At 64.2% G+C, this 22,942-nt stretch carries 20 protein-coding genes and 1 tRNA gene; 8 read left to right on the forward strand and 13 right to left on the reverse strand.

Going from position 1 to position 22,942, the window contains the following annotated elements:
* Positions 1-21 precede the first annotated feature (21 nt).
* The 3 genes from C454_RS03090 (at position 22) to C454_RS03100 (ending at position 3,225) form a co-directional block, all read left to right on the forward strand.
* Positions 22-1,773: an outer membrane protein assembly factor BamB family protein gene (locus tag C454_RS03090; protein WP_049905005.1), complete on the forward strand. Its 1,752-nt coding sequence runs from the start codon at positions 22-24 to the stop codon at positions 1,771-1,773.
* Between the two features lie 69 nt (positions 1,774-1,842).
* A complete protein-coding gene (locus C454_RS03095; RefSeq protein WP_004972558.1) occupies positions 1,843-2,154 on the forward strand; it encodes a nucleoside triphosphate pyrophosphohydrolase in 312 nt (103 codons plus the stop codon).
* Positions 2,155-2,235: 81 nt separating this feature from the next.
* The gene (locus C454_RS03100) at positions 2,236-3,225 is read left to right on the forward strand and encodes an NAD-dependent epimerase/dehydratase family protein (RefSeq protein ID WP_004972560.1); all 990 of its coding nucleotides are present in this window, start codon (positions 2,236-2,238) and stop codon (positions 3,223-3,225) included.
* A gap of 12 nt (positions 3,226-3,237) precedes the next feature.
* Here the strand turns inward: C454_RS03100 and C454_RS03105 are convergent, their stop codons facing one another.
* Positions 3,238-3,930: an HD domain-containing protein gene (locus tag C454_RS03105; protein WP_004972562.1), complete on the reverse strand. Its 693-nt coding sequence runs from the start codon at positions 3,928-3,930 to the stop codon at positions 3,238-3,240.
* 195 nt (positions 3,931-4,125) lie between these two features.
* Between C454_RS03105 and C454_RS03110 the strand changes: the two genes are divergently transcribed.
* Positions 4,126-4,860 (forward strand): alanyl-tRNA editing protein, encoded by a 735-nt coding sequence (locus C454_RS03110; protein ID WP_004972563.1) that lies wholly within the window; start codon positions 4,126-4,128, stop codon positions 4,858-4,860.
* A 39-nt stretch (positions 4,861-4,899) separates the two neighbouring features.
* Here the strand turns inward: C454_RS03110 and C454_RS03115 are convergent, their stop codons facing one another.
* Together C454_RS03115 and C454_RS19755 are read right to left on the reverse strand one after the other, a co-directional pair.
* A complete protein-coding gene (locus C454_RS03115) occupies positions 4,900-5,658 on the reverse strand; it encodes an FkbM family methyltransferase (protein WP_004972564.1) in 759 nt (252 codons plus the stop codon).
* Between the two features lie 450 nt (positions 5,659-6,108).
* Positions 6,109-6,756 carry a hypothetical protein gene (locus C454_RS19755; RefSeq protein ID WP_081605182.1) on the reverse strand — a complete coding sequence of 216 codons (648 nt, stop codon included), beginning with the start codon at positions 6,754-6,756 and terminating at the stop codon, positions 6,109-6,111.
* Between the two features lie 480 nt (positions 6,757-7,236).
* On the opposite strand from C454_RS19755, the gene C454_RS03120 reads away from it, so the two are divergent.
* Positions 7,237-7,812 (forward strand): hypothetical protein, encoded by a 576-nt coding sequence (locus C454_RS03120; RefSeq protein WP_049905006.1) that lies wholly within the window; start codon positions 7,237-7,239, stop codon positions 7,810-7,812.
* A gap of 176 nt (positions 7,813-7,988) precedes the next feature.
* On the opposite strand, the gene C454_RS03125 is transcribed toward C454_RS03120, so the two are convergent.
* The 7 genes from C454_RS03125 to C454_RS03155 form a co-directional block, all read right to left on the reverse strand.
* Positions 7,989-8,092, reverse strand: a tRNA-Gln gene (locus C454_RS03125).
* A 133-nt stretch (positions 8,093-8,225) separates the two neighbouring features.
* Positions 8,226-8,678, reverse strand: a complete 453-nt coding sequence (locus C454_RS03130; RefSeq protein ID WP_004972567.1) for a metal-dependent transcriptional regulator — start codon at positions 8,676-8,678, stop codon at positions 8,226-8,228.
* A gap of 4 nt (positions 8,679-8,682) precedes the next feature.
* On the reverse strand, positions 8,683-9,174 hold the full coding sequence (locus C454_RS03135; protein WP_004972568.1) for a hypothetical protein: 492 nt from the start codon (positions 9,172-9,174) through the stop codon (positions 8,683-8,685).
* A gap of 143 nt (positions 9,175-9,317) precedes the next feature.
* Positions 9,318-10,526, reverse strand: a complete 1,209-nt coding sequence (gene sufD / locus C454_RS03140) for a Fe-S cluster assembly protein SufD (RefSeq protein ID WP_004972569.1) — start codon at positions 10,524-10,526, stop codon at positions 9,318-9,320.
* A 3-nt stretch (positions 10,527-10,529) separates the two neighbouring features.
* Positions 10,530-11,960, reverse strand: a complete 1,431-nt coding sequence (gene sufB / locus C454_RS03145; protein WP_004044077.1) for a Fe-S cluster assembly protein SufB — start codon at positions 11,958-11,960, stop codon at positions 10,530-10,532.
* A 12-nt stretch (positions 11,961-11,972) separates the two neighbouring features.
* Positions 11,973-12,878: an ABC transporter ATP-binding protein gene (locus C454_RS03150; RefSeq protein ID WP_004972570.1), complete on the reverse strand. Its 906-nt coding sequence runs from the start codon at positions 12,876-12,878 to the stop codon at positions 11,973-11,975.
* A 218-nt stretch (positions 12,879-13,096) separates the two neighbouring features.
* Positions 13,097-17,104: a DNA polymerase domain-containing protein gene (locus tag C454_RS03155; RefSeq protein ID WP_004972571.1), complete on the reverse strand. Its 4,008-nt coding sequence runs from the start codon at positions 17,102-17,104 to the stop codon at positions 13,097-13,099.
* Between the two features lie 105 nt (positions 17,105-17,209).
* Here C454_RS03155 and C454_RS03160 point away from each other — a divergent pair, with 105 nt between their 5' ends.
* The 3 genes from C454_RS03160 to C454_RS03170 are packed head-to-tail and all read left to right on the forward strand — an operon-like array spanning position 17,210 to position 18,454.
* Positions 17,210-17,395 (forward strand): DUF7331 family protein, encoded by a 186-nt coding sequence (locus tag C454_RS03160; protein ID WP_004972572.1) that lies wholly within the window; start codon positions 17,210-17,212, stop codon positions 17,393-17,395.
* Between the two features lie 48 nt (positions 17,396-17,443).
* Complete coding sequence (locus C454_RS03165; RefSeq protein WP_004972573.1) at positions 17,444-17,998, forward strand: DUF7322 domain-containing protein; 555 nt, start codon at positions 17,444-17,446, stop codon at positions 17,996-17,998.
* A 27-nt stretch (positions 17,999-18,025) separates the two neighbouring features.
* Positions 18,026-18,454, forward strand: a complete 429-nt coding sequence (locus tag C454_RS03170; RefSeq protein ID WP_004972574.1) for a DUF7346 family protein — start codon at positions 18,026-18,028, stop codon at positions 18,452-18,454.
* A 28-nt stretch (positions 18,455-18,482) separates the two neighbouring features.
* Here C454_RS03170 and rad50 read toward each other — a convergent pair whose 3' ends face one another.
* The 3 genes from rad50 to C454_RS03185 are packed head-to-tail and all read right to left on the reverse strand — an operon-like array spanning position 18,483 to position 22,917.
* Positions 18,483-21,164, reverse strand: a complete 2,682-nt coding sequence (gene rad50, locus C454_RS03175; RefSeq protein ID WP_004972575.1) for a DNA double-strand break repair ATPase Rad50 — start codon at positions 21,162-21,164, stop codon at positions 18,483-18,485.
* Positions 21,161-22,504 carry a DNA double-strand break repair protein Mre11 gene (mre11, locus tag C454_RS03180; RefSeq protein WP_049904944.1) on the reverse strand — a complete coding sequence of 448 codons (1,344 nt, stop codon included), beginning with the start codon at positions 22,502-22,504 and terminating at the stop codon, positions 21,161-21,163. Before mre11 ends, rad50 begins: the two co-directional genes overlap by 4 nt.
* Positions 22,501-22,917, reverse strand: coding sequence for a hypothetical protein (locus C454_RS03185; RefSeq protein WP_004972578.1), 417 nt, complete (start codon positions 22,915-22,917; stop codon positions 22,501-22,503). The genes mre11 and C454_RS03185 overlap by 4 nt, the downstream gene beginning before the upstream one ends.
* Between the last annotated feature and the right edge of the window lie 25 nt (positions 22,918-22,942).

Raw genomic sequence — 22,942 nt, forward strand, 5'->3', positions numbered from 1 at the left:
CGGGGCCATGTCGGCGTGGACATGACCCGAGATTACTCGCGCCGGACAGTCCTCGCCACGCTCGGTGCCCTCACGGCATCCGGCGTGGCCGGCACCTCGCTCGCGGACAGTCACTCGACGGCAGAATCGGACACGGTCACGACCGAGGATTGGTCGCAGTCTCGTGCCGAACCGGGACGCACCGGTGCAGTCGCTCCCGAATCGGCGCCCGACGACGAGTACGCCGCCCTGTCGTGGCTGGACGGAACGTGGCATAAGACCAGCGCGAACGAGGTACTCGTCGACGACGGGGCCGTCTTCCAGACGTTCTACACCAACGACAGCACGTTCCGCGGGGGCGTCGTCGCCTACGAGGTCGACACGGGCGAAGAACGTTGGAAATACATCGCACCGGAGTACGGGGCGTCAGAGCCCGGAATCGGCCGGGTGACCGACACTCCAGCCGTGGCAGAAGGGACGCTCTTCGTGACGAGCGAGGCAGGATACACCGATTCGGACGTCAAATACGGTGGCCTCCACGCGCTCGACTTGGATACCGGCGAAATTAATTGGCAGAAGACACCAGCGGACTACGCAAGTCCGGACGAGGAGTGGCTCGGGACGCCGCTCATCGCCGACGGCTCCCTCTACGTCCAGCACCTGACAAACGCCAGCGCAGACCCGGACCAACAGGAGTCGGTCGTCGCGGAACTCGACCCCGAGAGCGGCGAAGTCGTGTGGCGCTCCGACGCGTCGTACCGGTCCTATCCCTACATTGGCGACGACGAGACGCTCTACGGGATGGCGACGTACACCGACGCGGCGAACGAACTCGTCGCGTGGAACTCCAACGACGGGAGCAGGCGGTGGACGGCGGTGCTGGAAGACGGTGTGAACTTCGTCGACTCGGCCCACAAAAACGGTCGCATCTACCGTTCCTCCGGGAATCGGTTCCGCACGGACGAGATAAACCGAGTCGTCGCACACAGCGACGAGGACGGGAGCATCGAGTGGGAGACGAGACTCACACCCGACGGCGAGGAGTCGGCGCGGTTCATCAGCGCACCGGCCGTCGCCGACGGCACCGTCTACGTCACCACCGCGCTCGACGTGGACTCGGTGGCCGAGGAGGGTATCCTCTCGACGGTCTACGCGCTCGACGCCGACACCGGAGACGTGCTGTGGACGCACGACACCTCGACCGAACTCCACGGCGACCCGAGCGTCGCCGGCGACACCGTCTACCTCGGCGGGAGCGCCATCCCCAAGTCCGTCGGCGAGTTCGAACGCGAACGCCGACACCCCACGATACACGCGCTCTCGACCGAAGACGGGTCCCCACAGTGGTCCTATCTGGTTCGACACGAGCAGGGCGCACCGTCCCGAAAAGCATCGACGCCGGCACTCGCGGGCGGACGAATCTTCGCCGGCTATCTGGAAGAAGAGTCCACCGAGCAGGCCGGGGTGTTCGCCCTCGAAGGGAGTCCCACCGCCCCCGATTCGAGGAATCTCCCGCGCTCCTCGGATGCCCCGGTCGCCCGCATCGTCACCGACCCCGAAGACGCCGACTCGACGGACCTCGATTCCGGGACCACCGTCGGCCTCGACGGAACCGCGTCGACGGGTGAGGTGGCGACCTACGAGTGGCAGTTCGGCGAGGGCGCATCGTTCGAAGAACGCGGTTCGACGACAGAGATCACGCTCGACTTCTGTGGCACACTCGACGTGACGCTCCGCGTCACCGGGCCGGATGGGAACCGGAGCACCGACACCGTCAGTCTCTCGACCGACTGATTTCGGGGGAAAGACCTCCGTCACCCCTCTGCCGTCCCATTTTTTCACCGACCGTCCGAACTCGACGATATGCCCCGCGAGTACGACAAACTCGTCCGCGACGACATTCCACGAATCATCCGCGAATCGGGCGAGACACCGGCCGTCCACATTGCAGACGACGAAGAGTTCGACCAGCGGCTGCGCGAGAAACTGGTCGAAGAGGCCGAGGAGTTCGCCGAATCGGGACGCCTCGAAGAACTCGCAGACGTGTTCGCCGTCGTGGACGCGGTTCTCGACCGGTGCGACGAGGACTGGGAGTGGGTCGAGACGGTGGCGAGAGAGAAGGCGGCCGAGCGCGGTGGATTCGAGGACGGCGTGGTACTCGAACGGGTGGAGTGAGACACCCACGAATAGCGCGGGTCCCCGGAACCCACCGCCGATTCTCCCACGTTTTTCACCGCGCGCGCCTTCGACCGAGACATGGACAACGCACTCGTCATCGGCGGCACGCGGTTCATCGGCCGCCACCTCGTCTCGGAACTCCTCGACAGCGGCTACGCCGTGACCATCTTCAACCGCGGGAACCACGACAACCCCTTCGAGGACGACCCGCGCGTCCAGCACGTCCAGGGCGACCGAACGGACGACGAGGCGCTTCGGACCGCGAAGCTGACCGTCGACCCCGACGCCGTCTTCGACTGCGTGGCGTACAAGCCCGCCGAGGTCGCCTCCGCGGTCGACATCTTCGCCGACGTGGACGCCTACGTCTACATCTCCAGCGGCGCGGCCTACGGAAGCGAGGTCATCCCGAAGCGCGAAAACGAGACGCCGCTGTGCGACTGCACCGACGAGCAGGCGGCAGACGACTCGGGCGCGAGCTACGGCCCGCGGAAGGCCGAGGGCGACCGCGTCGTCTTCGAGGCGGCCTCGCGGGGCATCAACGCGATGTCCGTCCGCCCGTGTATCGTCTACGGCCCCGAGGACTACACCGAGCGCCTCGACTACTGGATCGACCGCGTGCTGAACTACGACCGCGTCGTCGTCCCCGGCGACGGGACGAACGTCTGGCACCGCGCCTACGTCGAGGACGTGGCGAGCGCGATGCGCGTCGTCGCCGAGGAGGGCGAGGCCGGCGAGGCCTACAACGTCGGCGACAGGCGGCTCGTCACGCTCGAAGAGATGGTTCAGGTCATCGCCGACGCCGCGGGCACCGACGTCGAGGTGGTCCACGCGGGCGAGCGCGAACTCGCCGCGACGGACCTCTCGATGGACGATTTCATCCTCTACCGCGACTACCCGCACGTCCTCGCGACGGACAAACTCGCCCGTCTCGGGTGGGAGTCCACCCCCGTCGAGGAGGCGATGCGCCGGTCGGTCGCGGACCACCGCGACAGCGACCGCGACGGCTCCGAACACGACCCCGGCCGCGACGCCGAAGAACGCGTACTGTCGATTCTCGATACGCTCTGAGAGCGCCGGCGTTCAGCCGCTGAACTGGCCGTCGTGGTCCATCTCGGGGACCTCGTCTTCGAGCCACTCGCGGAACCACTTGACGCGCTTGAGCCGCTGGTGAGCGAAGCTCTGGGCCGTGTCGGTCTCGAGACGCGCGGACGCGTCGCGGCCGCGCTCGAAGACGCGCTCGACCATCTCGGCGGCGTCCATGTGCGTCCGCGCCTCGTAGCCCATCCGCAGGAGCATCAGCGCGGTGCCGTTCGCGCCGATCTTGTCGAGGATGTCGGCCTCGATGAGACAGCGCGTCTCCAGCGACACGTCCGTCAGCGGGCCCTGATACGAGTGGTCGGAGACGACCTGACACACCTGGTCGACGAAGGACTCGGGGTAGTCGCCGTGGGTGCTGAGGAACTCGCGGGCGACGCGAGCGCCCTCCTCGGCGTGGACCTCCTGGTCGGCTTCGAGCTTCGAGATGTCGTGAAAGAGCGCGGCGACGCGGACGACGTCGACGTCAGCGCCCTCGCGGTCGGCGATGCGCGTCGCGAGGTCGACGACGTTGAGGATGTGGTTGAACCGGTACTCCGCGGAGTGCCACGGGTACCAGCGCATCCGCCCGCCGTCGTCTTCGTTTTCGACGCTCGCAGAGAGATAGTCCGAGACGAAACGCTTCATATCCTCGAACTCCGCGTCGGAGACGGCCGACTCTTTGATTTCAACGCCCACGGCAGAACCTCCGTAGGTGTTGGCACGTGCGTATTCTCATTACACGGAATGAGGGTCGTTCCACTCTTAGGCGTTACGACCACCCTGAGTCGCGCGAACCGGGCTCTCGGGCGACCAGACCGGGTCTCGTGGCCGGCGGTGTGACTCGGTGCCACATCGGCGGGAGTTAACTCGAACGACCGCGTCGTCCCCGCCGTGACCGAAGCACGATACCTCGACGACGCGACGACACACGAGTTCGAGGCGACCGTCGAGACGGTCCGCGGAAGCGACCGCGTCGTCCTCGACCGGACCTATTTCTACCCGACCGGCGGCGGCCAACCGAACGACACGGGCACCCTATCGAGAGACGGCGAGAGCGGCGACGGCGAGACGTGGGACGTGACGGACGTGCGGAAACGCGACCGAATCGAACACGTCGTCGCGGGCGACGCCCCCGAGCCGGGAACGGCCGTCTTCGGACGCGTCGACGCGGCGCGGCGGCGGGCACACAGCCGCTACCACACGGCCCAGCATCTCCTCTCTGCGGTCCTCCTCGACGAGTTCGACGCCGAGACGACCGGTAACCAGCTGTACGCCGACCACGCGCATCTCGACTGCGCCTACGACCGCTTCGACGGCGACGACCTCCGGACCATCGAGACGCGCCTGAACGACCTCGTCGCGTCCGACCTCCCCGTTCGGTGGTACGGCCTCGACCGCGACGAGGCCGAGGCGACGCTCGACCCCGAGCGCACCCGACTGCACCTGCTTCCGGACTCGATTCGAGAGGTCCGAATCGTCGAAATCGGCGACCCGGACGACCCCTTCGACCGGACCGCCTGCGCGGGGACGCACGTCTCGGCGACGGGCGACATCGGCACGGTCTCCGTCACCGGCCGGACCACCCAGGGCTCGGCTCACGAGCGCGTGAACTTCGTCCTCGAATAGCCGATTCGACCCCGACCGAACCCGACTGACCGCCCGCGACTACGCCGACTGGGCCGCCTCGGTCCGCGCCCGCGGCTCGCACACCCAACCTTCCTTGACCGGGACCAGTTCGTAGCCCGCCTCCCTGAGCAGGGCCTTCGCCGCCGCCTCGTCGTGGCTCCCGCGGGCGTCGTGCAGTTCGAAATACACCGTCGGCCGGTACTCGCGGAGGACCGTTTCCGCCCCCCGGAGCACGTTCAGACCGAACCCCTCTACGTCCACCTTCAGGTGGTCCGGCGGCGGAACCGTCCCGGAATCGACGAGCGAGTCGAGCCGCCGCATCGACACCGACGCCGTGTCGACGACCTGCGCTTCCCACGCGCTCGCGTGGTCCCGCGAGAACGAACCCAACTCGTCGTAACTCGACAGGTGGAACTCCCGCGACTCGTCGGCCTCGCCGAGGCCGCACTCGAGAAGGTCCACCCGGTCGTCGAAGTCATTGACCTCGACGTTCGCCCGCAACTGGCCGACGACTTCGGGATGCGGTTCGACGGCGACCACCCGCGCGGAGGACTCGCTGGCCGCGGTTGCGAGCGTGTAGGTTCCCGTGTTCGCGCCCACGTCGACCACGACGTCATCGTCGTCGAGACCGAGCAACAGCGCCTGCAGGAGCACGTCGTTGCCGTGGCGGTTGTACAGTTCGTAGCTCCTGAAACTCGTGCGCCCGACGTGCTTCTTCGTGGCGACGAACCGTCGTTCGTAGTTCGCCCGAACGAGCGCGTAGTGGAGGGAGTACGCGAGGTGGCGAGCGGTCGACACCGGGTGCAGCAGAGACACGTTAGTATACTGTCATTGTCCGGTATTAAAAATCGCTCGGCGACGAAATGATTCGGCGTGTCGTGTTTTTGAATCAGGACTATATTAGGTGACTACCGTCTTAGAAGTTCGTCAGATACTTCTCCGCTGTACTTTTCTTAGCGGACCTGTCTTTTCAGAGCAGCAAATAAACACCGCTGCATCACGTATCTATCTCCGGATCATCCGCACCTAATCACGATCTAATTGAGGGACCGTATAGAGCAAGAGAATGAGACAATTTATCGACATGGTGAGGTCGTGATTCTTTGTCTCAAAACCAGAAAGCACGAGCACCAAACGAGGCAAGAGTAGTTCAAGAGCACACGACACCCCCTGTTCCACGCTTAGCTCATAACAACCGCTTCATCAGAGAAGAGATACAGAAAGCAAACGCTCGTTCTTCACCTTGTTTTAATTTTCTCCGCCATCTTTCTGGGTGAACTTACGTAGGATTTTTCTGGCTTGTCTCTTTCCAGGTGGAGTCAATTTGACTGTTGCGGAGGGCCCCCTGCCTGCTCTATTGAAGTATCGATCTCCTTCGCCCTGATACATATTTGCCATTCCTGAAGAAGAGATACTAGACAATTCAAGCGCATCCTTGAGCTTTGACGACTTTACACGGTTTGCCTCGTAGCACTCATGCCACACATACAGCAGTATTAGTGAAGCGACCCGTTGTCGGTCTGTTTGTCTTTTTCCAATCTTTCCTAATTCTTCGGAATACAATACTGGCATTTCGTCGTCATCAGGGTTTACGTGGAGAAATCTCTCAAGTTGACTCTCAGATACATGAAGTTGTGATGCAATTGAGTGCAATGGCCCCGGTTCTGTATTCTCTTCTTCAACTCCATTCTGAGCAAAGGATTCCAAAGAAGTGCTTTCAGTTTTATCCGACTCTATTTCCGGAGACACTTGATCCACGCCGAATTCATTGAACTGGTCTTGATTATTCTCGATGAATTGCATGAGGTCAAGGACCTCTTCTTGGTAATCTTCGTCGTTTAGAGCGTGAATCTCTACAGTCATCGGCCCATATTCGAATGTCACAGTAGTTTCCATTTCTATCTCATTCAGTCGAGTTCTGCAGACATAATTCTTTCCCAGAGATGAAAAATATCTCTGGATTTTTTGATAACAGGTGTTTCTAAACTATGCTGCATTTCCTTGTGAGCCATGATTCGGGATGCTTGTGGCACAAAGACGGTCAGTATTGACACAGAAGATGATCCAGTCATATATCCCAGGAATTCTAATATAGGTTTGAAACCCATATTCTCGGAGTAATACTTATATGTCGTCGCACGCATGTTACATCAAACGTCGTAGTTCACGACCTAATCAATGTGAGAAACGCAGTAAGTTCGGTCCGCGGAACCTGCCAGGGAACCGCGCGGACCGATTGTGCAGCCCCTTCAACACCCCTATCTGGCCGAAGGGACTTGGGGTCCCTGCGACACGGTAGGCTATCAGGGCTTATCTATATCTAGATTAGCCTAAGCAAATAGTTTACCCATGTCGCTATCGGTCGGATGCGGCACAATGAGCTCTACCACAGACTCAAACACCACCACCGACCATACGCCGTGGGATGAACTCACCCCGGCACGACAGCGAGTAGCAAAGACCGTTGCCTACGTCAACGGACCTCAAACGTTCGAACGTCCAAACCTTCACGACGACGTGAAGGAATCGACAGCCGTCGAGGATGTCATCGACGACAAAGACCGTGTACTCACCTCGCTGAAGTACACTCGGTTGCTGAACGACCTCGTCGACGACGGCTATCTCACCCTGGAATTTCAAGGGGGGACAAACCCCATCATCTTGGATGTCGAGTACGACTCGACCCGAGACACCCGAAACGCAGCACCTTGGGGCGACGCAAGTGCTCTTCACACGCTAGTTAGTCAGGTGTGTGACCGCGAGGGTATCACACGAGACCTACTCAGCGAGGTAGAGAATCCGTACGATGTCAACCAAGTCAGGCAGAAGGTGAACGAAGCCGTAGGCCGGACCGTGCTGCTCCCGTACGCCGACCCAAGTGAATATCGCTTCACCAAAGAGACCTACTCACTCGTCAGTGAGAAGGTTCAGGCGGAGAAAGAAGAGCAGTAGGCTGCAGTTCTAGCCTCGGTTTACCTTTTTTAGATTGTCAGTTGGCACTCACCACCTCAAAGCGGTGTGTCTATGGCTGTGCGGGCAACCCACTACAGACCTGAACTCGTAGGGTTGTAGAACGAACCGGAACCGGACAACACCGGTCCCAGTCAGGATTAGAACGCTTGAGGTAGTAGTCCCGGGCGGATTCGAACCGCCGTCAGCGGCTGTCTTCTCGGCACGCATTGAACCGAACCAATCCAAAGGCCGCTATGATTGGCCACTACACCACGGGACTTCGGTCACGTCGTTCACTCGTCCCCTGTGCCTCGCAATCTCTTCGAGATTGCTCACCACCACGGGACTGCGCACTCGTCGGTTATCCGCTGGTAAATGAAAACGCTTCGGTTCCGGCCGGTCGCCGGCGGCGATTAATCGGCGACTTCCGTCTCCGTCTCGGGTTCCGCGCCGCACACCTCGAGATACTCGCAGGCGTCCGTCTCAGGGTCGAAACAGTCGGGGCACTCGGAGTTGCGGTCGATGATGGTGTCGAGTCGCTCCGCGATCATCCCGTCGATGACGGGTTCGAGTTCGCGGGCCTCCGCGCGGAACTCCTCGACGTCGAGGACGTTCGAGAGGAAGCGCTCGATGATGCAGTAGGTCTGGAGCGCGTCGCGAGCGCGGACGATACCCTCGTCGGTGAGGGTGACGCCCTTGTACTTCTCGTGTTCGGCGAGGCCGCGGGATTCGAGTTTGCCGATCATCTCGTTCGCGCTCGCCGGGCTCACCTCCATCATGTCCGCGAGCGCGCCGGTGGCTGCCGGGCCGTTCTCCATCTCCTGCAGCAGGTAAATCGCCTTGACGTATTGGTCTGCCGTGTTCATCGTTTCACTCGCGGTCTTCCATGATTCGCGTTACTTCTTCTACGCCCTCGGCTTCCTCCTCGCGAATCGCCGACAGCGTCGCGACGAGTTCCTCGCGGTCGATAGAGAACTGTGCGTCGCTCGCCTCGATGGCCTCGATGACGTCGTCGTAGAACTTGTAGGCGGTCTCCTCGTTACAGAGTTGGTCGTAGAGAACGCCGTCGAAGTCCTCGGGTTTCGTCTGGCCGTACTGGGCTTCGACCAGCGCCTCTATCTCCTCGAAGGGGACGCTGTCGACCTCCAGCCGGTCGATGACGGCTTCGAGGCGTTCGCGGTGGTCGGCAGACTCCTCGGCGGCGTGCGAAAGAAGGGCTCGAACCTCCTCGTCGAGCGCGTCTTCGCCGAGTTCCTCGTGGTGGTGGTAGGCGCGCGCCTCCACGACCTCTTCGAGGACGATACCGATCTGGAGGAGTCGGGCGAGCTGGTGGTCCGAGGTGACCTGATACCCGACGCTCACGGACTCGTCCCCCTCGACGTTCGAAGACACGGTCCCACGACGTACATACACACCTCTCCGGGAGTAACCGACTTAAGCGGTTCCCTCGCGGGTCGGCGGGACGAGAAAAACGGTCGTCGAAGCCGCGCCGCGGAGCGGTCTGCCTACCGCAGGCGGGCCGCGATGAGTTCCTCGAGGTCGTCGCGGAACTCGTCGACTTCGATCTCTTCGAGGACGGGGACGAAGAAGCCCTCCACGAGCATGTTACGGGCCTGTTCTTCGGGGATGGACCGAGAGACCATGTAGAACAGGTCCTCGGCGTCGACCTGCCCGACGGAGGCGGCGTGAGACGCCTCGGTGTCGTGGTTGTTGATGATGAGCTTCGGCGACGCGTCGGCCTCGGACTGGTCCGAGAGCATCAGCGTGTTCTCGCGCTGGTAGGAGTTCGTACTCCACGCGTCGCGGCCGACGTCCTGGACGCCCTCGTACACCGAGCGCGCCTCGTCGTCGAGGACGCCGCGGGTCACGAGGTCGGCCGTCGTGTTCTCGGCCTTGTGCCAGACGCGGGCGTTGACGTCGAGGTGCTGGTCGTCGTGACCGAAGAACGCGCCGACGATTTTCGTCTCCGACGCTTCGCCGTTGAGTTCGGTCTCGACGTCGCTGCGGGTGAGCCGCGAGCCGAGGTTCCCCTCGATCCAGTTGACGGTCGAGTAGGTGTCGGCGTCGGCGCGCTTGAGCGAGTACGTGTACGTCTCCTCGTCGAGGTTCTGCAGGGAGCCGTACTGGACGTACGAGTTCTCGCCCGCGTCGATCTCGACGAGGTTCGAGAAGTACCGCGCGTCGTCGACGCTGTCGCCGGACTCGACGGCTTCGAGGATGGTGACCGACGAGGACTTCTCGGTGACGACGAGCGTGTGGCTGAACAGCGACCGAGAGTTCATCTCGGCGCGAATCTTCACGTCCTCGGCGTCGACGCCCTCGGGGACGTAGATGAACGTGCCCGTCGTGAACAGCGCCGCCGAGAGGGCGGTGAGGTAGTTCGACTGGGGGTCGACGACGGAGCCGAAGCGCTCCTCGATGAGGTCGCCGTACTCGGAGAGCGCCTCCGTGAAGGGGAGGACGACGACGCCCTCGGGCGACTCGCGGGTCGTCTCGTCGGCCTGGTTCAGCGGGTCGACGAGCGACTCGAAGTCGAGCGCTTCGAGGTTCGTCCAGCGGCGACCGGGCGTCTGGATGACGTCCGGCAGTTCGAGCTCGTCGAGTGCTTCGAGGGCCTCGAGTCGGGTCTCGAGGAGCCACTCCGGCTCGTCCCGTGCGTCCGAAATCTCTCGTACCGTCTCTGCGGACAGGTTTGCGGGAAGTTGCGCACTCATTGGTTATCCGAGGCTACCCTCCATCTCGAGTTCGACGAGTCGGTTGAGTTCGACCGCGTACTCGATGGGCAGTTCCTCCGTGATGGGTTCGATGAACCCGGAGACGATCATCTGCTTCGCGTCGTCGTCGTCGAGACCGCGCGACTGGAGGTAGAAGATGTCCTCGTCGCCGATCTTGCCGACGGTCGCCTCGTGGGCGACGTCCACCGTGGACTCGTTGATCTCCATGTACGGCATCGTGTCCGAGGTGGACTCGTTGTCGAACATGAGCGCGTCACACTCGACCGCGGTCGAGGAGTTCTTCGCGCCGTTGGCGATGTGGACGAGACCCCGGTAGTTCGTGCGGCCGCCGTCCTTCGAGATGGACTTCGACTCGATGGTCGACTTCGTCTCGGGGGCGTTGTGGTACACCTTCGCGCCGGTGTCGATGTTCTGGCCCTCGCCCGCGAAGGCGATGGTGATGTGGTTGTCGGAGGCGCCGCGGCCCTTCAGAATCGAGGCCGGGTACAGCATGGTGGCCTTCGAGCCCATCGAGCCCGAAATCCACTCCATTCGGCCGCCCTTCTCGACGATGGCGCGCTTGGTGTTGAGGTTGTAGGTGTTCTTCGACCAGTTCTGAACGGTCGAGTACTGGACGTGGGCGTCCTCGCCGACGAACACTTCGACGCCGCCGGAGTGGAGGTTGAACGCGGAGTACTTGGGAGCCGAACAGCCCTCGATGTAGTGGACTTCGGAGCCCTTCTCCGCGACGATGAGCGTGTGCTCGAACTGGCCCATGCCCTCGGAGTTCATGCGGAAGTACGCCTGGACCGGCATCTCGACCGTCACGTCCTCGGGGACGTAGACGAACGAGCCGCCGGACCAGATAGCGCCGTGAAGCGCCGCGAACTTGTTGTCGCTCGGGGGGACGCACTTCGTCATGAAGTACTCCTTGACGATGTCTTCGTGCTCCTGGACCGCCTGGTCCATGTTCATGAAGACGACGCCTTTCTCCTCCCAGCGCTCCTGCATGTTCTGGTAGACGACTTCGGACTCGTACTGGGCGCCGACGCCCGAGAGGGCGTTCTTCTCGGCTTCCGGGATACCCAGTTTGTCGAAGGTGTCCTTGATGTCGTCCGGCAGGTCGCGCCAGTCGTCGACGCCGCCGCGGACTTCCACGTCGGGTCGGATGTACGGGACGATTTCGTCCACGTTGACCTCGGAGAGGTCAGGCTGGCCGGGCCAGTCGGTCGGCATCGGCATCTTCTGGTACTGCTTGAGCGCGCGAAGGCGGCGCTCGAGCATCCATTCGGGCTCGTCTTTGTCCTCCGAGATAACGCGGATGGTCTCTTCGGTGAGACCCTTCTCGGCCACGAACGCGGCCTTCTGCTCCTTCTTGAACTCGAAGCGAGCTTCCGTGTCTGTCTCTTTGAGGTGGTCTTGGTCGGAACTCATGATGTTGGGGGATTACGCGGCTTCGTACACTTCCTCACGGACCCAGTCGTAGCCCTTGTCTTCGAGGTCGGACGCGAGCGAGGCGTCGCCGCTCTTGACGACCTTGCCGTCCAGCATGATGTGGACGTGGTCCGGCTCGACGTATTCGAGGATACGCTGGTAGTGAGTGATCTGGAGGATACCGGTGCCCTGCTCGTCGCGCAGCGCGTTGATACCCTTCGAGACGTCCTGCAGGCGGTCGATGTCGAGACCGGAGTCGATCTCGTCGAGAACCGCAATCGACGGTTCGAGAATCGCGGCCTGAAGGACCTCGTTTTGTTTCTTCTCGCCGCCGGAGAACCCGGCGTTGAGGTAGCGCTGCATGAACTTCTCGTCCATGTCGAGGAGGTCCATCTTCTCCTTGAGGAGCTTCTGGAACTCGGCGACGCCGACTTCGCCGTCGTCGACGTTACCCTCCATCGGGGAGGTGTCGTAGCCGGCTTCCTCTTCTTCTTCCTCGTCGTCCTCGCCGAAGAGGAGCTCCTCGCGCTCGTCGATCTTCGCGTTGAGCGCGGTGCGGAGGAAGTTCGTCATGGTGACGCCCTCGATTTCCGCGGGGTACTGGAAGCCGAGGAAGATGCCGAGCGCGGCGCGCTCGTTCGGCTCCAGTTCCAGAAGGTTCCACGTGCGGGCGTCGTCCGGAATTTCGAGGTCGCCGAAGTCGTCGTCCTCCAGGTGGAGGAGGATTTCGCCGTCGGTTACCTCGTAGGCGGGGTGCCCGGCGATGATTTTAGAAGTCGTAGACTTGCCGGACCCGTTGGGACCCATCAGTGCGTGGATCTCGCCGGATTTGACTTCCAGGTCGACACCTCGCAGAATCTGCTCACCGTCTTCCTCCGCGACACGTGCGTGGAGGTTCTTGATCTCGAGAGTTGCCATCGTTGGTTCGTTGCCTCGTACTCGAAGGGTGGGGAGTATCGCCCATAATGCTTGCGCATTCACCCCCGCCACCTTTTGTAGAAAGAAAATTTGTTTTCAAAACCGCAAAGAATCACGGCAGTTCGGAACACTCGTCCGGGTTTCGGACAGCCGAACGACGTTACGGTATCGCCATCTACGTAACTGAATTTGGTTTCATCACCTGGTGATACGACCGGTCACATGAAGCTCCCGAGGCCGGTCTGTTCCTGACCGCTTTTCACCTCGTCCCACGACATCCCGAGCGCCTCGATGACGCGGGAGATGGGCCCTTCGAGCGTCTTGGTGAGCATCGTGTCCCAGTCGACCTCGAACGCCTCTGGAATCTGGTCGGCGTACTCGAAGCAGATGACGTCGGGGTCGCGCTTGAACTCGCGGTAGAGGTCGTCGACCTGCGGGTCGAACTCGCCGGTCTCCATCTCGCGGAACCACGACGGGTGGACCTTCCTGAGGTAGACCCGCTTCGGCTTCGAGCCCCGCCCGAAGTTCGTCCCGAGGAAGGCGTTGGCGTACTGCGCCCCGCGGACGTGCGCGGTCGGCGTCTCGTACGCCGAGAGGCGCTTGCCGATGCCGCCGGGGATGCCGGCCTGTTCGAGCGGCAGGTTCCCCGACTCGAAGTCGGTGATGATGTCGTGGAGGTAGTCTTTGATGACTTCCGTCTCCTCGCCGTGGACGATCATGTCGATGACGTTCTTCTGGACCTCCTTCGTTATCTGCGCGATGTCCGAGCGCTTGTACTCGAACCCCGTGATGTCGATGTCGTCGACGTCCTTGCCCTCCTTCCAGACGATGTGGCCCGCATAGCGCTTCTTCTTCCCCGCCTGGAAGAACCGCCGGTACAGCTTCTCGAACTCGATTTGGAAGCGGTGTTCGTCCGCGCCCAACTCGTCGCGCGCGAAGTCGTCGTAGGCGGCGTTGATGTGCTCCTCGATGTCGAACGACTGCTCGATGGCCTCCTGTTTCGACACGTCGGGGCCGAGTTCGAGCATGACGCTGTCGGTGTTGTGAAGGACAATACCTCCAACACCGTCGACGAAGTTTTCGTTTTCTTCGACGCTCAGGTCGTACACGTAGCCGTCGTGGTCGACTTCGGTCAGCACGGGGTCTCGGCCTTCCCGGTAGGAGCTACACGTCCGAATAGTGTACGAGTCTTTGCTGTCCCGATACTTGAGCGAGTGTTTTTGCCCCCGTTGCGTGAGCAACATCGAGAGACCGGCAGCAAGTTCTCGGCTCGTCGTCTCGAAGTCGAAGTTTCGCTGTGCGTACGCTTCGGTGTATCGTGGGAATTCGCGAGATCCATCGCCTTCGACGAGCAACGTCAGGAACAAGTCTTGCTTCTCCTCAGGAAGGTGGAAGACGAATGAGGGGATCCGTTTACCACGCGACGTCTGCCCTGCGAACTCGCGGAAGAACACAGCAGCGAGTTCGTTCATCATCTGCAGTTTCAGCGTCTCGTCATTGTACGTGACCGACGCACCGCCTGTGTCCGTTTGATACTCGACGGTTCGCTCCGCTCGTCGGTCGCTCGTAATGATACCGGCGGTCGTGTTCTCGAACAGTCGAGAGTAATCTCGCTGGAGTTGGGCTAGCCACTCACGGTCGGATTCAGCGATACTTGCCCCGAATTTCGACGTCGCCGTCTCGCCAGTGGATGCGCTTCCTTCAGAGACGTACGCACCGAGGAGCCGAATGAGTGCTGCACCATCTTCGCTGTCGATATCGACGAATCGTTTGACTTTGACGGTCGAGTCGACGTCTCGGTGGTGCTCGTGGCCGAACCAGACATACTCGTCGTCCGCATGGATTTGTTTCCGCTTCGTTATCGAATTATCGCTCCCGACGCTCCGTCCGTCCTCGTACTCGCGTTCGTACCCACGAAGGACCTCGTAGACGTCGACCTGCTCGACAGGCTCGACATCGGGTACCCCGGAGACGCGATACGGCTCCGCCACGTCGTCCGGAGAGACAGTTGTGAGGCCGTCTTCACCGGGGACGACGTACGAGTGGTCTCTCGTCGTCGTCGACTCACCGAACTTGTGTTGGAGGTTCACCACCGGTTTGTCTGTGTTATGGCGAATCGCCTGCGCAATCGGTTGCCACTCCGCCTCTCCATCTTCGTTCACAGAGAGGGCGTCCCACCCGTCGAGCGCTCGGCGAGTCTTCCCGGGAGTGGCACTTGCGACGACGTCCCCGTCGGCAGCGATGAGTACCTCAGATTCAGTCGTTCCGCGGGCAAACAAGTCCTCGATAGGAAGGATTCGAACAGTCCCACCGGGGTCTCTGACGACGACCGGGCGATCTCCCGTCACGCTGTCGCCGTAGGCCACGTCGTAGCCGATTTGGTTCGCGGCCTGTTCCGTGAACTCGATGACCTTCCGCCCGGTCGCCGTCACCGCCGCGCCCATCTCCTTGTCGTAGAGTCGGAAGCGGTCCCAGCCCAGCACGCCGTACAGCGAGTTCATGATGACCTTCACCGCGGCCTGCTGGCGGTCGAACTGTTCGTACTCCGACGAGCCGGGGTCGTGGGAGTTCCGAAGCGACTTCTTTTCCTCGCGCTCGGTGAGGAGTTCGTCGACCATCTCCCGAATCATGCCGTCGGGTTCCTGCTGGAAGTGCGTCCCGTTGGGCGCGCGGAACATCTCCCCGTCGTAGCGCTCGGGGTCGACTTTCGTCTCCGGCGACGCGTTGATGGTCACCATGCACATCGGGTACAGCGACTTCAGGTCGAGCACCGTGACGTTCTCCTTGACGCCGGTGATGGGGTCGAAGACGGCTCCACCCTCGTAGTCTTCCGACTCCTGTTTGCCCTTCGAGGGGAGGGCGAACTCGCCGTGGACCTTGTGGAGCACGTAGATGTCGACGGTGTCGCCGGGCGTCGGCGCGTCTTCGAGCTTACAGCCGACGAACGTCCGCACCTCGTCCCAGAAGGCGATGATGTCCTGTTTCCGGTCGATTTCGACGCACAGCTCCACGTCGCGGAGGTTGTATTCGAGCAGGCGCTCGGGGTCTTCCTCCCAGAGGTCGCCGATGTCGCCCGAGTAGCGCTCCTTGCCCGCGTCGAGTTCGAGTTCGCCCACCGCGTCGAGGCGGTAGGATTCGAGTTCGGTGAACTGGGTGCGCTTGTAGGCGTACAGCAGGTCGAAGACGACGCGCCCTTTGATGTCCGGGCCGCCCCAGCCGCCGCGCCAGACCTCGCCGAGCCGCGACATGCGGTTGTAGTCGAGGTTCAGGTCGGTCCTCCTGTCGACCTCCTCCAACCGGTCGAGGAAGTACGGCGCGTCGAAGTCCTCGAAGTTCCACCCGGTGAGGATGTCGGGGTCGGTCTCCTCGATGTACGAGAGGAAGGCGTCGAGCATCGCCGCCTCCTCGTCGAACGTCCTGACCTCCACGTCCGCGTCCTCCCCGAGGAACTCGTAGTTCGGCAGCGACTCGGGGCGCTTGCCGAGGCCCTCGTCGGCGACGGCGTGCCAGACGACGTACTCGTCGCGGTAGGAGTCGTGGCTGGTGAGACAGATAATCGGCTCTTCGCCCTCCTCGGGGAAGCCGTTCCGGTCGTTGACCTCGATGTCGAAGGTGTTCACCCGAAGGCTCGCGTCGACCGCCGCGGGCGCGACCTCCTGGTGGGGAACCTGAATCGACCCGTCGTCGAGGCGGCGCTCGGGGACGCGGACGCCGCTTTTGATGTCCTTGTCGATGAGCAGGCGGTTCGGAAAGAGGATGTCCGCCTCGTAGTGGTCGAACTCGTCGCGAATCTGGCCGACGTCGCGGGGGGTGCGGCCGTAAATCTTCGTTAGCTCCTCGCCGCGGATGCTCTCGTAGCCGTCCTCGGTGCCGGTGATGACGTCCTTGTCGAGCGCGTCGTCGTCGAGGCTGTCCGTGGGCGCGTAGAAGTACGGCCGGAACCCGAGCACGCGGACGTGTTCGGTCTCGTCGTCCGCCGTCCGACCGAAGATGTGAATCACCGGGTACTCGTCGCGCCCCGCGCCCTCGATGGTGTAGTCGACCTGCGTGACGGCCAGTTCGACCGTCCCGTCCGGGTCGGGAAACCGCACCTCGTCCGTGTCGATGACGTCGGAGACGTGCTGGCCGGCGTCGCCGGCGACGATGGCGGCCTCCTCGTCAGGCCGCGCGTCGCCCGCGCCGTCGGCGTCGTTCCCCCCGAAGTCGGTCAGACCCGTCTGCGTCATGCCAGTCGCTTCGATGGCGCGGCTAAAAACCCCGGCGTTTCCGCGAACTGCACCCCGAACCACGGAAAGACATATATCCATGTGTGACATTCCTTGTCACACGATATGACCGACCACGCAACTCCGGAGCGGTGGGATGGCACGATCGACGGCGACGGACCGGCTGGTCCGACGGGAGCCGAGACGGTCGAATCCTACGATATCGACGGTGGCGTGGTGTTCTACGACGCGGAGAACCCACTCGCGTGGGTCGAGGCATCGCGGTCGATGCGCCTCGACGACTGCGCCTGACTCGGCCGAAACGGACACTTTTTCTCGGCACGGCGTCTCGACGCGAGCGTGACGGACGACGAGCGACGCGAGGGAACGCCCGCCGCTGACGCGGAAGACGAAGGCGACGACGCGGAGCGTCCGTCGGCGGACATGGCCTCGAAAATCGACCCCGAAACGCGATGGGGCGACCCCGAGGCCCGCTGGGGAGACCCGGAAGCCCGCTGGGGGAACCCCGAAAAGGAGCTCCCGACGATTCCCCGCGTTCGCATCCCCGGCGAGGACGCCGACGAGGATTCGGACGGCGAGAGCGACGGCGACGACGCGCCGGAGTTCTCCCCCGACGTGAACCCCGAGGTAGCCCGCCTGTTCTGGGCGAGCGTCGTCCTCGCGAACGTCGGCCTCGCGGGAGTCACGGTCGGCCCGATGCTCGCCTACTTCCGCGGCGACACGCTCCTCGGCGCAGGCCTGTTTCTGTTCGGTGTGGTCGTGCTCGCCCGCGTCTACTCCGTCTACCGAGAGTTCAAGCGAGGGGAGTGGCGGGACGACGAGGACGATGCGAACGATGCGGACGACGGTGATGTAAGCGACACCGACGAAGACGCTCCCGAGCGCAACCGCTAACAGTCGTCGCGCCCTTCGCCGAGACATATGCGAACCGTTCGCGGGCCAGACGGCCGGACGTACCTCCTCGTCAAGCAGTCGAGCGACGCCAGCCGCGTCCGCGACCCGGAGACCGGCGAGGAGCGACACCTGCCGAACGACGAACTCGAAGCCGTGAGCGGCGAGTCTCCGCTCGAAACCGCCGCACGAGCCGTTCCCGAGCCGGTCCGGGAGATACTCGTCGCGGTCCCGACCGAGCGCGGACTGGGCTTGCTCGTCGACCTCGTCGACCGCGGGCCGCTCCCCGCGGTCGACCTCCTCGGGGCCTACGACCTCTGCGAGAGCGACCTCCACGGCCTCCTGACCGAGTTCCGGGTCGCCGGCCTCGTCGCCGAGACCACGGTCTACGGGGAGCGCGGCTACGAGGCGACTGAGACCGCGAAAGAAGGGGTCGAACTGCTGCGGGCGAGCGAATAGGGTCACTCGCGGCGGAACCGACCCGCTCTCAGTCGTCCGCGAGCGCGCTCTCGACGGTCGGCGCGTCGGTTCGCTCGACCGTCGAGCGGTTCGTCGTCGGGTTCTTCTCCACGCGGACGAGGTCGTCGGCCGCACCGACCAGCTCGTCGTCGTGGCTGACGATGAGAATCTGCTTGACGCCGCGGTTCTGCATGTCCTCGACGAGGTCGACCAGCCGCGAGACGTGGCCGTCGTCGAGGAAGACCGTCGGCTCGTCGAGGATGAGCGGCGGGAGCGGTGCCGCGCCGTCGATACCCTCGGCGAGGAGCCGGTAGATGGCACACCGGAGGCTGAGGTTGAACAGGGCGCGCTCGCCGCCCGAGAGCTGTTCGGGTTCGAGCGCGGTGCCGTCCTTCTGGAACACCGTCAAGCCGTACTCGCCGTCGAGCCGGATGCGCGAGTAGGCGTCGTTGGCGTAGACGAGGTCGAACGTCTCGTTGAGCATCCGTTCGAGCACCTCGACGTTGCGCTGGCGAAGCTCCGCCCGGAGGTCGCCGTAGGTCGATTCGAGCGTCGACACCTCCTCGTGGACCGATTCGAGGGCGTCGACGCGCTCGGAGAGGTGTTCGCGGCGCTCCCGGAGGCCGTCCAACTGTTCGAGTTCGGCCTCGACGCCGCCGACGCGGCTCTGGAGTTCGTCGCGCTTGTCTCGCAGTTCGGGAAGCACTTCGTCTTCGACCCGTTCGAGGTACGCCGCGGCGTTCTCCCTGCGCTGTCTCGCCCCCTCGACCGCCTCCTCGTCGACCGTCTCTCGGAGTTCGTCGCGGCGCTCGCGACGCTCTCGGAGGTGTTCGCGGCGCTCGCGGTTCACGTCTGCGAGCGTCTCGCGCTTCTCGCGGAGCCGGTCCCGCGCGTCGATTTTCTCGGCTCGCGCGTCGACCAGCGACTCGACGCGGTCGAGTCGGTCGCGCCGCTCGTCGAGTGCTTCGAGGTCCGCTTCGAGCGACTCGACCGTCTCCGCGACCTCCTCGGCCCGCTCGGCCTGCGTCGTCGCGGCCTCGCGTTTCTCCTCGGCCTCGGCTTCGAGTTCCGCGGCGGCCTCGCGCTTCTCCGCGGCGGCCTCCCGGCGGCTCTCGACGGTCTCCTCGCGGTCGGCGATGCGTTCTTCGGCGAGGTCGAGTTTGTCGCGCTGAGAGCCCGCGCGGTTCTCGATTTCGACCAGTGCCTCGGCCGCCTCGACGGCCGCCGAGCGCGACTCGACGTCCGATTCGAGCGAGTCGAGGTCGGCTTCCAGCGATTCGACGGCGGCCTCGCGCTCGCTGATGGCGTCGACGTGGGGCGAGCCCTCGACCGGCTGCCCGCACTCGGGGCACTTGCCCGCGTCGCGGAGGCGCTCGGCCTCGGCGAGACGCTCGCGCGCGTTCTTCAGTTCGGTCTCCGTCTCCGCGAGCGACTCGCGGGCGTCGGACCGCGCCTCACGCCGTTTTTCGAGGAGGTCGGCGGCCTCGCCGAGTTCGACGGGGGCGTCCTCGAACCGCGCTTCGGCGTCGTCGAGCGACGACCGAAGCTCCGCGCGCGTCTCGCGGAACGATTCGAGCTCCCGCTCGGCCTCGGCGGCGGTCTCCGCGTCGGCCTCGGCGGCCTCGCGTTTCTCCTCGGCGCGCGATTCGAGGTCGGCGGCGCGCTCGGCGAGCCGCTCGGCCTGCGTCTCGAACGCCTGCGCCCGCGTCCGCGCCTCGGAGAGGTCGTCGCGCAGCCCGGATTCGCGCTCCGAAAGCGCCTCCCGCGCGCCGGCAATCGCCTCGTCGCTCGCGTCGTCGAGGTCGGCCCGGTCGAGGGCGTCGTCGATGTCGGATTCGAGGTCGTCGGCGGCGGCGTCGAGTTCGCGGACGCGCTCCGAGAGGTCGTCGCGCTTCGTCTCGTCCGTGGAGATTTTCGCGGTCAGGTCCTCGATTGCCGCCTCGACCTCGTCGAGTCGCTCCCGCTTTTCGGCGTGCTCGTCGAGCGTCGCCTCGGCGGCGTCGAGCGCCGCCTTCGCCTTGTCGCGCTGGCCCTCGTAGTTCGAAATCTCCTCGTCGAGGGAGTCGAGTTCGGATTCGAGCGCGTTGAGCGTCGCGTGGAGGTCCGCCTCCTCTTTCGTCTCGATTTGCGACTCGACGTCTTCGAGGACGCTCCGCTTTCTCGTCAGCACGTCTTCGACCCCGAGCCGAGCGTTGCCGGCGCGCTCGCGGTACGTTTCGAGCTTTCCGAGCTGCAGGAGGTCGTCTATCATGTCCTGGCGCTGGCTCGGCGTCGCGTTGATGAGCTTGTTGACCTCGCCCTGCTGGACGTACGCGCAGTTCACGAACGCCTCGGCGTCCATGCGCAGGAGCGACGCGACGTGTCGGCGAACGTCGCGCGCGCCTTCGACGGTCCCCTCGGGGCCTTCGAGGACGCATTTGGCGGTGGTCGCGCGGTCGCCGGAGACGCGAATCCGACGCTCGATGCGGTACTCGCCGCCGTCGTGGACGAATTCGAGCGCGATTTCGGCGTCGTCGGCGCCCGTCGTCACCACGTCTTCGAGCGTCCCCGCGAGCGCCTTCGAGCCGTAGAGCGCGAAGAAACACGCTTCGAGGAGCGACGACTTGCCGCTGCCGTTGACGCCGTGGATGACCGTAACGCCGTCTCTGAGGTCGAGTTCGGCGTCCTCGTAGGGTTTGAAGTTCCGAATGGCGATTCGGGTGAACCTCACGCGAAATCACCCAGCGAGCTGTCTTGGCTCGCCGCCGGTTCCGCGGCGGCCTCAGAGTCGGATTCGGTCGTCGTTTCAGCGGTGGTCTCGGTCGTCGTCCCTGTGTCGGACTCGGCCGCGTCTTCGGCGGCTTCCGCGTCCTCAGCGTCCGCGGCGTCCTCGATGGCCTCCGAATCCTCGGCCTCGACGCCGTCGTCGCTCTCGAGGTCATCCCCGCTCTCGGCGGCGACGAAGGCTCCCGGGTCGTCGGAGAGCAGCGATTCGACGCGCTCGCGGACCTCGTCGCGGACGTTCGAGTCGGCGACCTTGCTCGCCCGGACCGTCTCGTCCACGTCGAGGGCGGCGCTCGACAGGCCCATCTCGCGGACCCGCTCGCGCACCGCGTCGTCGGGGTCGGCGAAGCTCACGTCGGTCGCCAGTTCCGCGCCGTCGTCGATATCGCGCTTGTCGTTGACGCGGGCGACGAGCGCGCCCTCCTCGACGGCGAACGACTCGACCGCCGCGGGCGTGACGGCGTCGCCCTCGCCTCGCAGTTCGACGATGACGACCGCGTCTTCGAGGTCGAACTCGCGGACCCGCTGGCGGACGCGCTCGATGCCCTCGTCGCCGGCGAGGTCGACCTCGACGAAGGCGAACGGTCGCGTTTCGAGGGTGCGCCGACGGATGTCGACCTCGTCGGGCCCGAACTGAACGAGGTTGTACCCGCGCGGGTCGCGCTCGCTCGCGCTCGCGCGCTCGGTCGACCCGCAGTAGGTCACCCACGTCCCGTCGAGTTCGGCGGTGTCGGGGACGTGGTTGTCGCCGAGGAGGACCGCGTCGAAGTCGACGTTCGACTCGGCGAGGACGGTTTCGGTCTCCCAGTCGGCGTGCGCGAAGGGCGTGAACAGACCGTGGGCGACGAGCACCGCGCGCTCGGCGTCGTGCGGTTCGAACTGGTAGTCGAGTTCGTCTCGGCGCGAGCGCGGGACGTGGTCGAGCCCGTAGAACGCCACGTCGCCGACGACGTGGGGGTCGCGTCCGAGTCTCGTCGCCAGTCCGAGGCGCTCGAAGAGGTCGAGCCACTGGCCCCCGCGGGTCGACTCGTGGTTGCCGACGATGGCGAGGAAGGGAATCCCGGCGTCGTCGAGGCGGCGGAGCGCGGCGAGCGTCCCGAGGAGGTCGGGGAGTTCGGGACGGCGGTCGTGGTAGAGGTCGCCGGCGTGGACGACGGCGTCCACGTCTCCGTCGAGCGCGTCCGCGACGACCCGCTCGAAGGCGTCGAGGAAGTCCTGTCGGCGCTCCGGCGAGTGGTACTGCTGATACCCGATGTGGGTGTCGCCGGTGTGTATCACCCGTGTCATCTATCAACCGGTTCGCCACCGCCGCTGAAAACGGTTGTGCGACCGGAGCGGAAGTGGTCGGCGTCCCGCGGTCGTCGCTGTGCGGTTCGGGAGCGCCGATTCGACACCTCGGTCGCGCCCGCGTCGACGAGCGCGCCGCGCAGGCGGTCGAGGTCCGCGAGGAGCGCCCGACCGGTGCGCGCGCACTCGCGGTGTCCGCACCGGGCGGCCTCGCCGACCGCTCGGCGGAGCGTTAGTTCGCCTCCGTCGGAGAGAAACTGGGCGGCAGAACGGAGCGACTCGAAGGCGTTTCGCGCCTCGGCGACGACTTCGGCGGGCGGGCGCGACTCGTAGTCGGGGATACCGGCGTCAGCGTCGGCGTCGGCGAGCGCGGCGAGCGCGCGGCCGACGTCGTCGGGAGCGGGCGAAGACATGCGGCGACGTGGCCGCGCGTTCGGA

The sequence above is a fragment of the Haloferax gibbonsii ATCC 33959 genome, assembly GCF_000336775.1.
GTDB classification, from domain to species: domain Archaea; phylum Halobacteriota; class Halobacteria; order Halobacteriales; family Haloferacaceae; genus Haloferax; species Haloferax gibbonsii.

Excerpts from the sequence above, each read along its gene's own strand:
- C454_RS03090 (WP_049905005.1), top strand. The coding sequence starts at position 22 with ATGACCCGAGATTACTCGCGCCGGACAGTCCTCGCCACGCTCGGTGCC.
- C454_RS03095 (WP_004972558.1), top strand. The coding sequence starts at position 1,843 with ATGCCCCGCGAGTACGACAAACTCGTCCGCGACGACATTCCACGAATC.
- C454_RS03100 (WP_004972560.1), top strand. The coding sequence starts at position 2,236 with ATGGACAACGCACTCGTCATCGGCGGCACGCGGTTCATCGGCCGCCAC.
- C454_RS19755 (WP_081605182.1), bottom strand. The coding sequence starts at position 6,756 with ATGGAAACTACTGTGACATTCGAATATGGGCCGATGACTGTAGAGATT.
- C454_RS03120 (WP_049905006.1), top strand. The coding sequence starts at position 7,237 with ATGAGCTCTACCACAGACTCAAACACCACCACCGACCATACGCCGTGG.
- C454_RS03130 (WP_004972567.1), bottom strand. The coding sequence starts at position 8,678 with ATGAACACGGCAGACCAATACGTCAAGGCGATTTACCTGCTGCAGGAG.
- sufD (WP_004972569.1), bottom strand. The coding sequence starts at position 10,526 with ATGAGTGCGCAACTTCCCGCAAACCTGTCCGCAGAGACGGTACGAGAG.
- sufB (WP_004044077.1), bottom strand. The coding sequence starts at position 11,960 with ATGAGTTCCGACCAAGACCACCTCAAAGAGACAGACACGGAAGCTCGC.
- C454_RS03150 (WP_004972570.1), bottom strand. The coding sequence starts at position 12,878 with ATGGCAACTCTCGAGATCAAGAACCTCCACGCACGTGTCGCGGAGGAA.
- C454_RS03155 (WP_004972571.1), bottom strand. The coding sequence starts at position 17,104 with ATGACGCAGACGGGTCTGACCGACTTCGGGGGGAACGACGCCGACGGC.
- C454_RS03160 (WP_004972572.1), top strand. The coding sequence starts at position 17,210 with ATGACCGACCACGCAACTCCGGAGCGGTGGGATGGCACGATCGACGGC.
- C454_RS03170 (WP_004972574.1), top strand. The coding sequence starts at position 18,026 with ATGCGAACCGTTCGCGGGCCAGACGGCCGGACGTACCTCCTCGTCAAG.
- mre11 (WP_049904944.1), bottom strand. The coding sequence starts at position 22,504 with ATGACACGGGTGATACACACCGGCGACACCCACATCGGGTATCAGCAG.
- C454_RS03185 (WP_004972578.1), bottom strand. The coding sequence starts at position 22,917 with ATGTCTTCGCCCGCTCCCGACGACGTCGGCCGCGCGCTCGCCGCGCTC.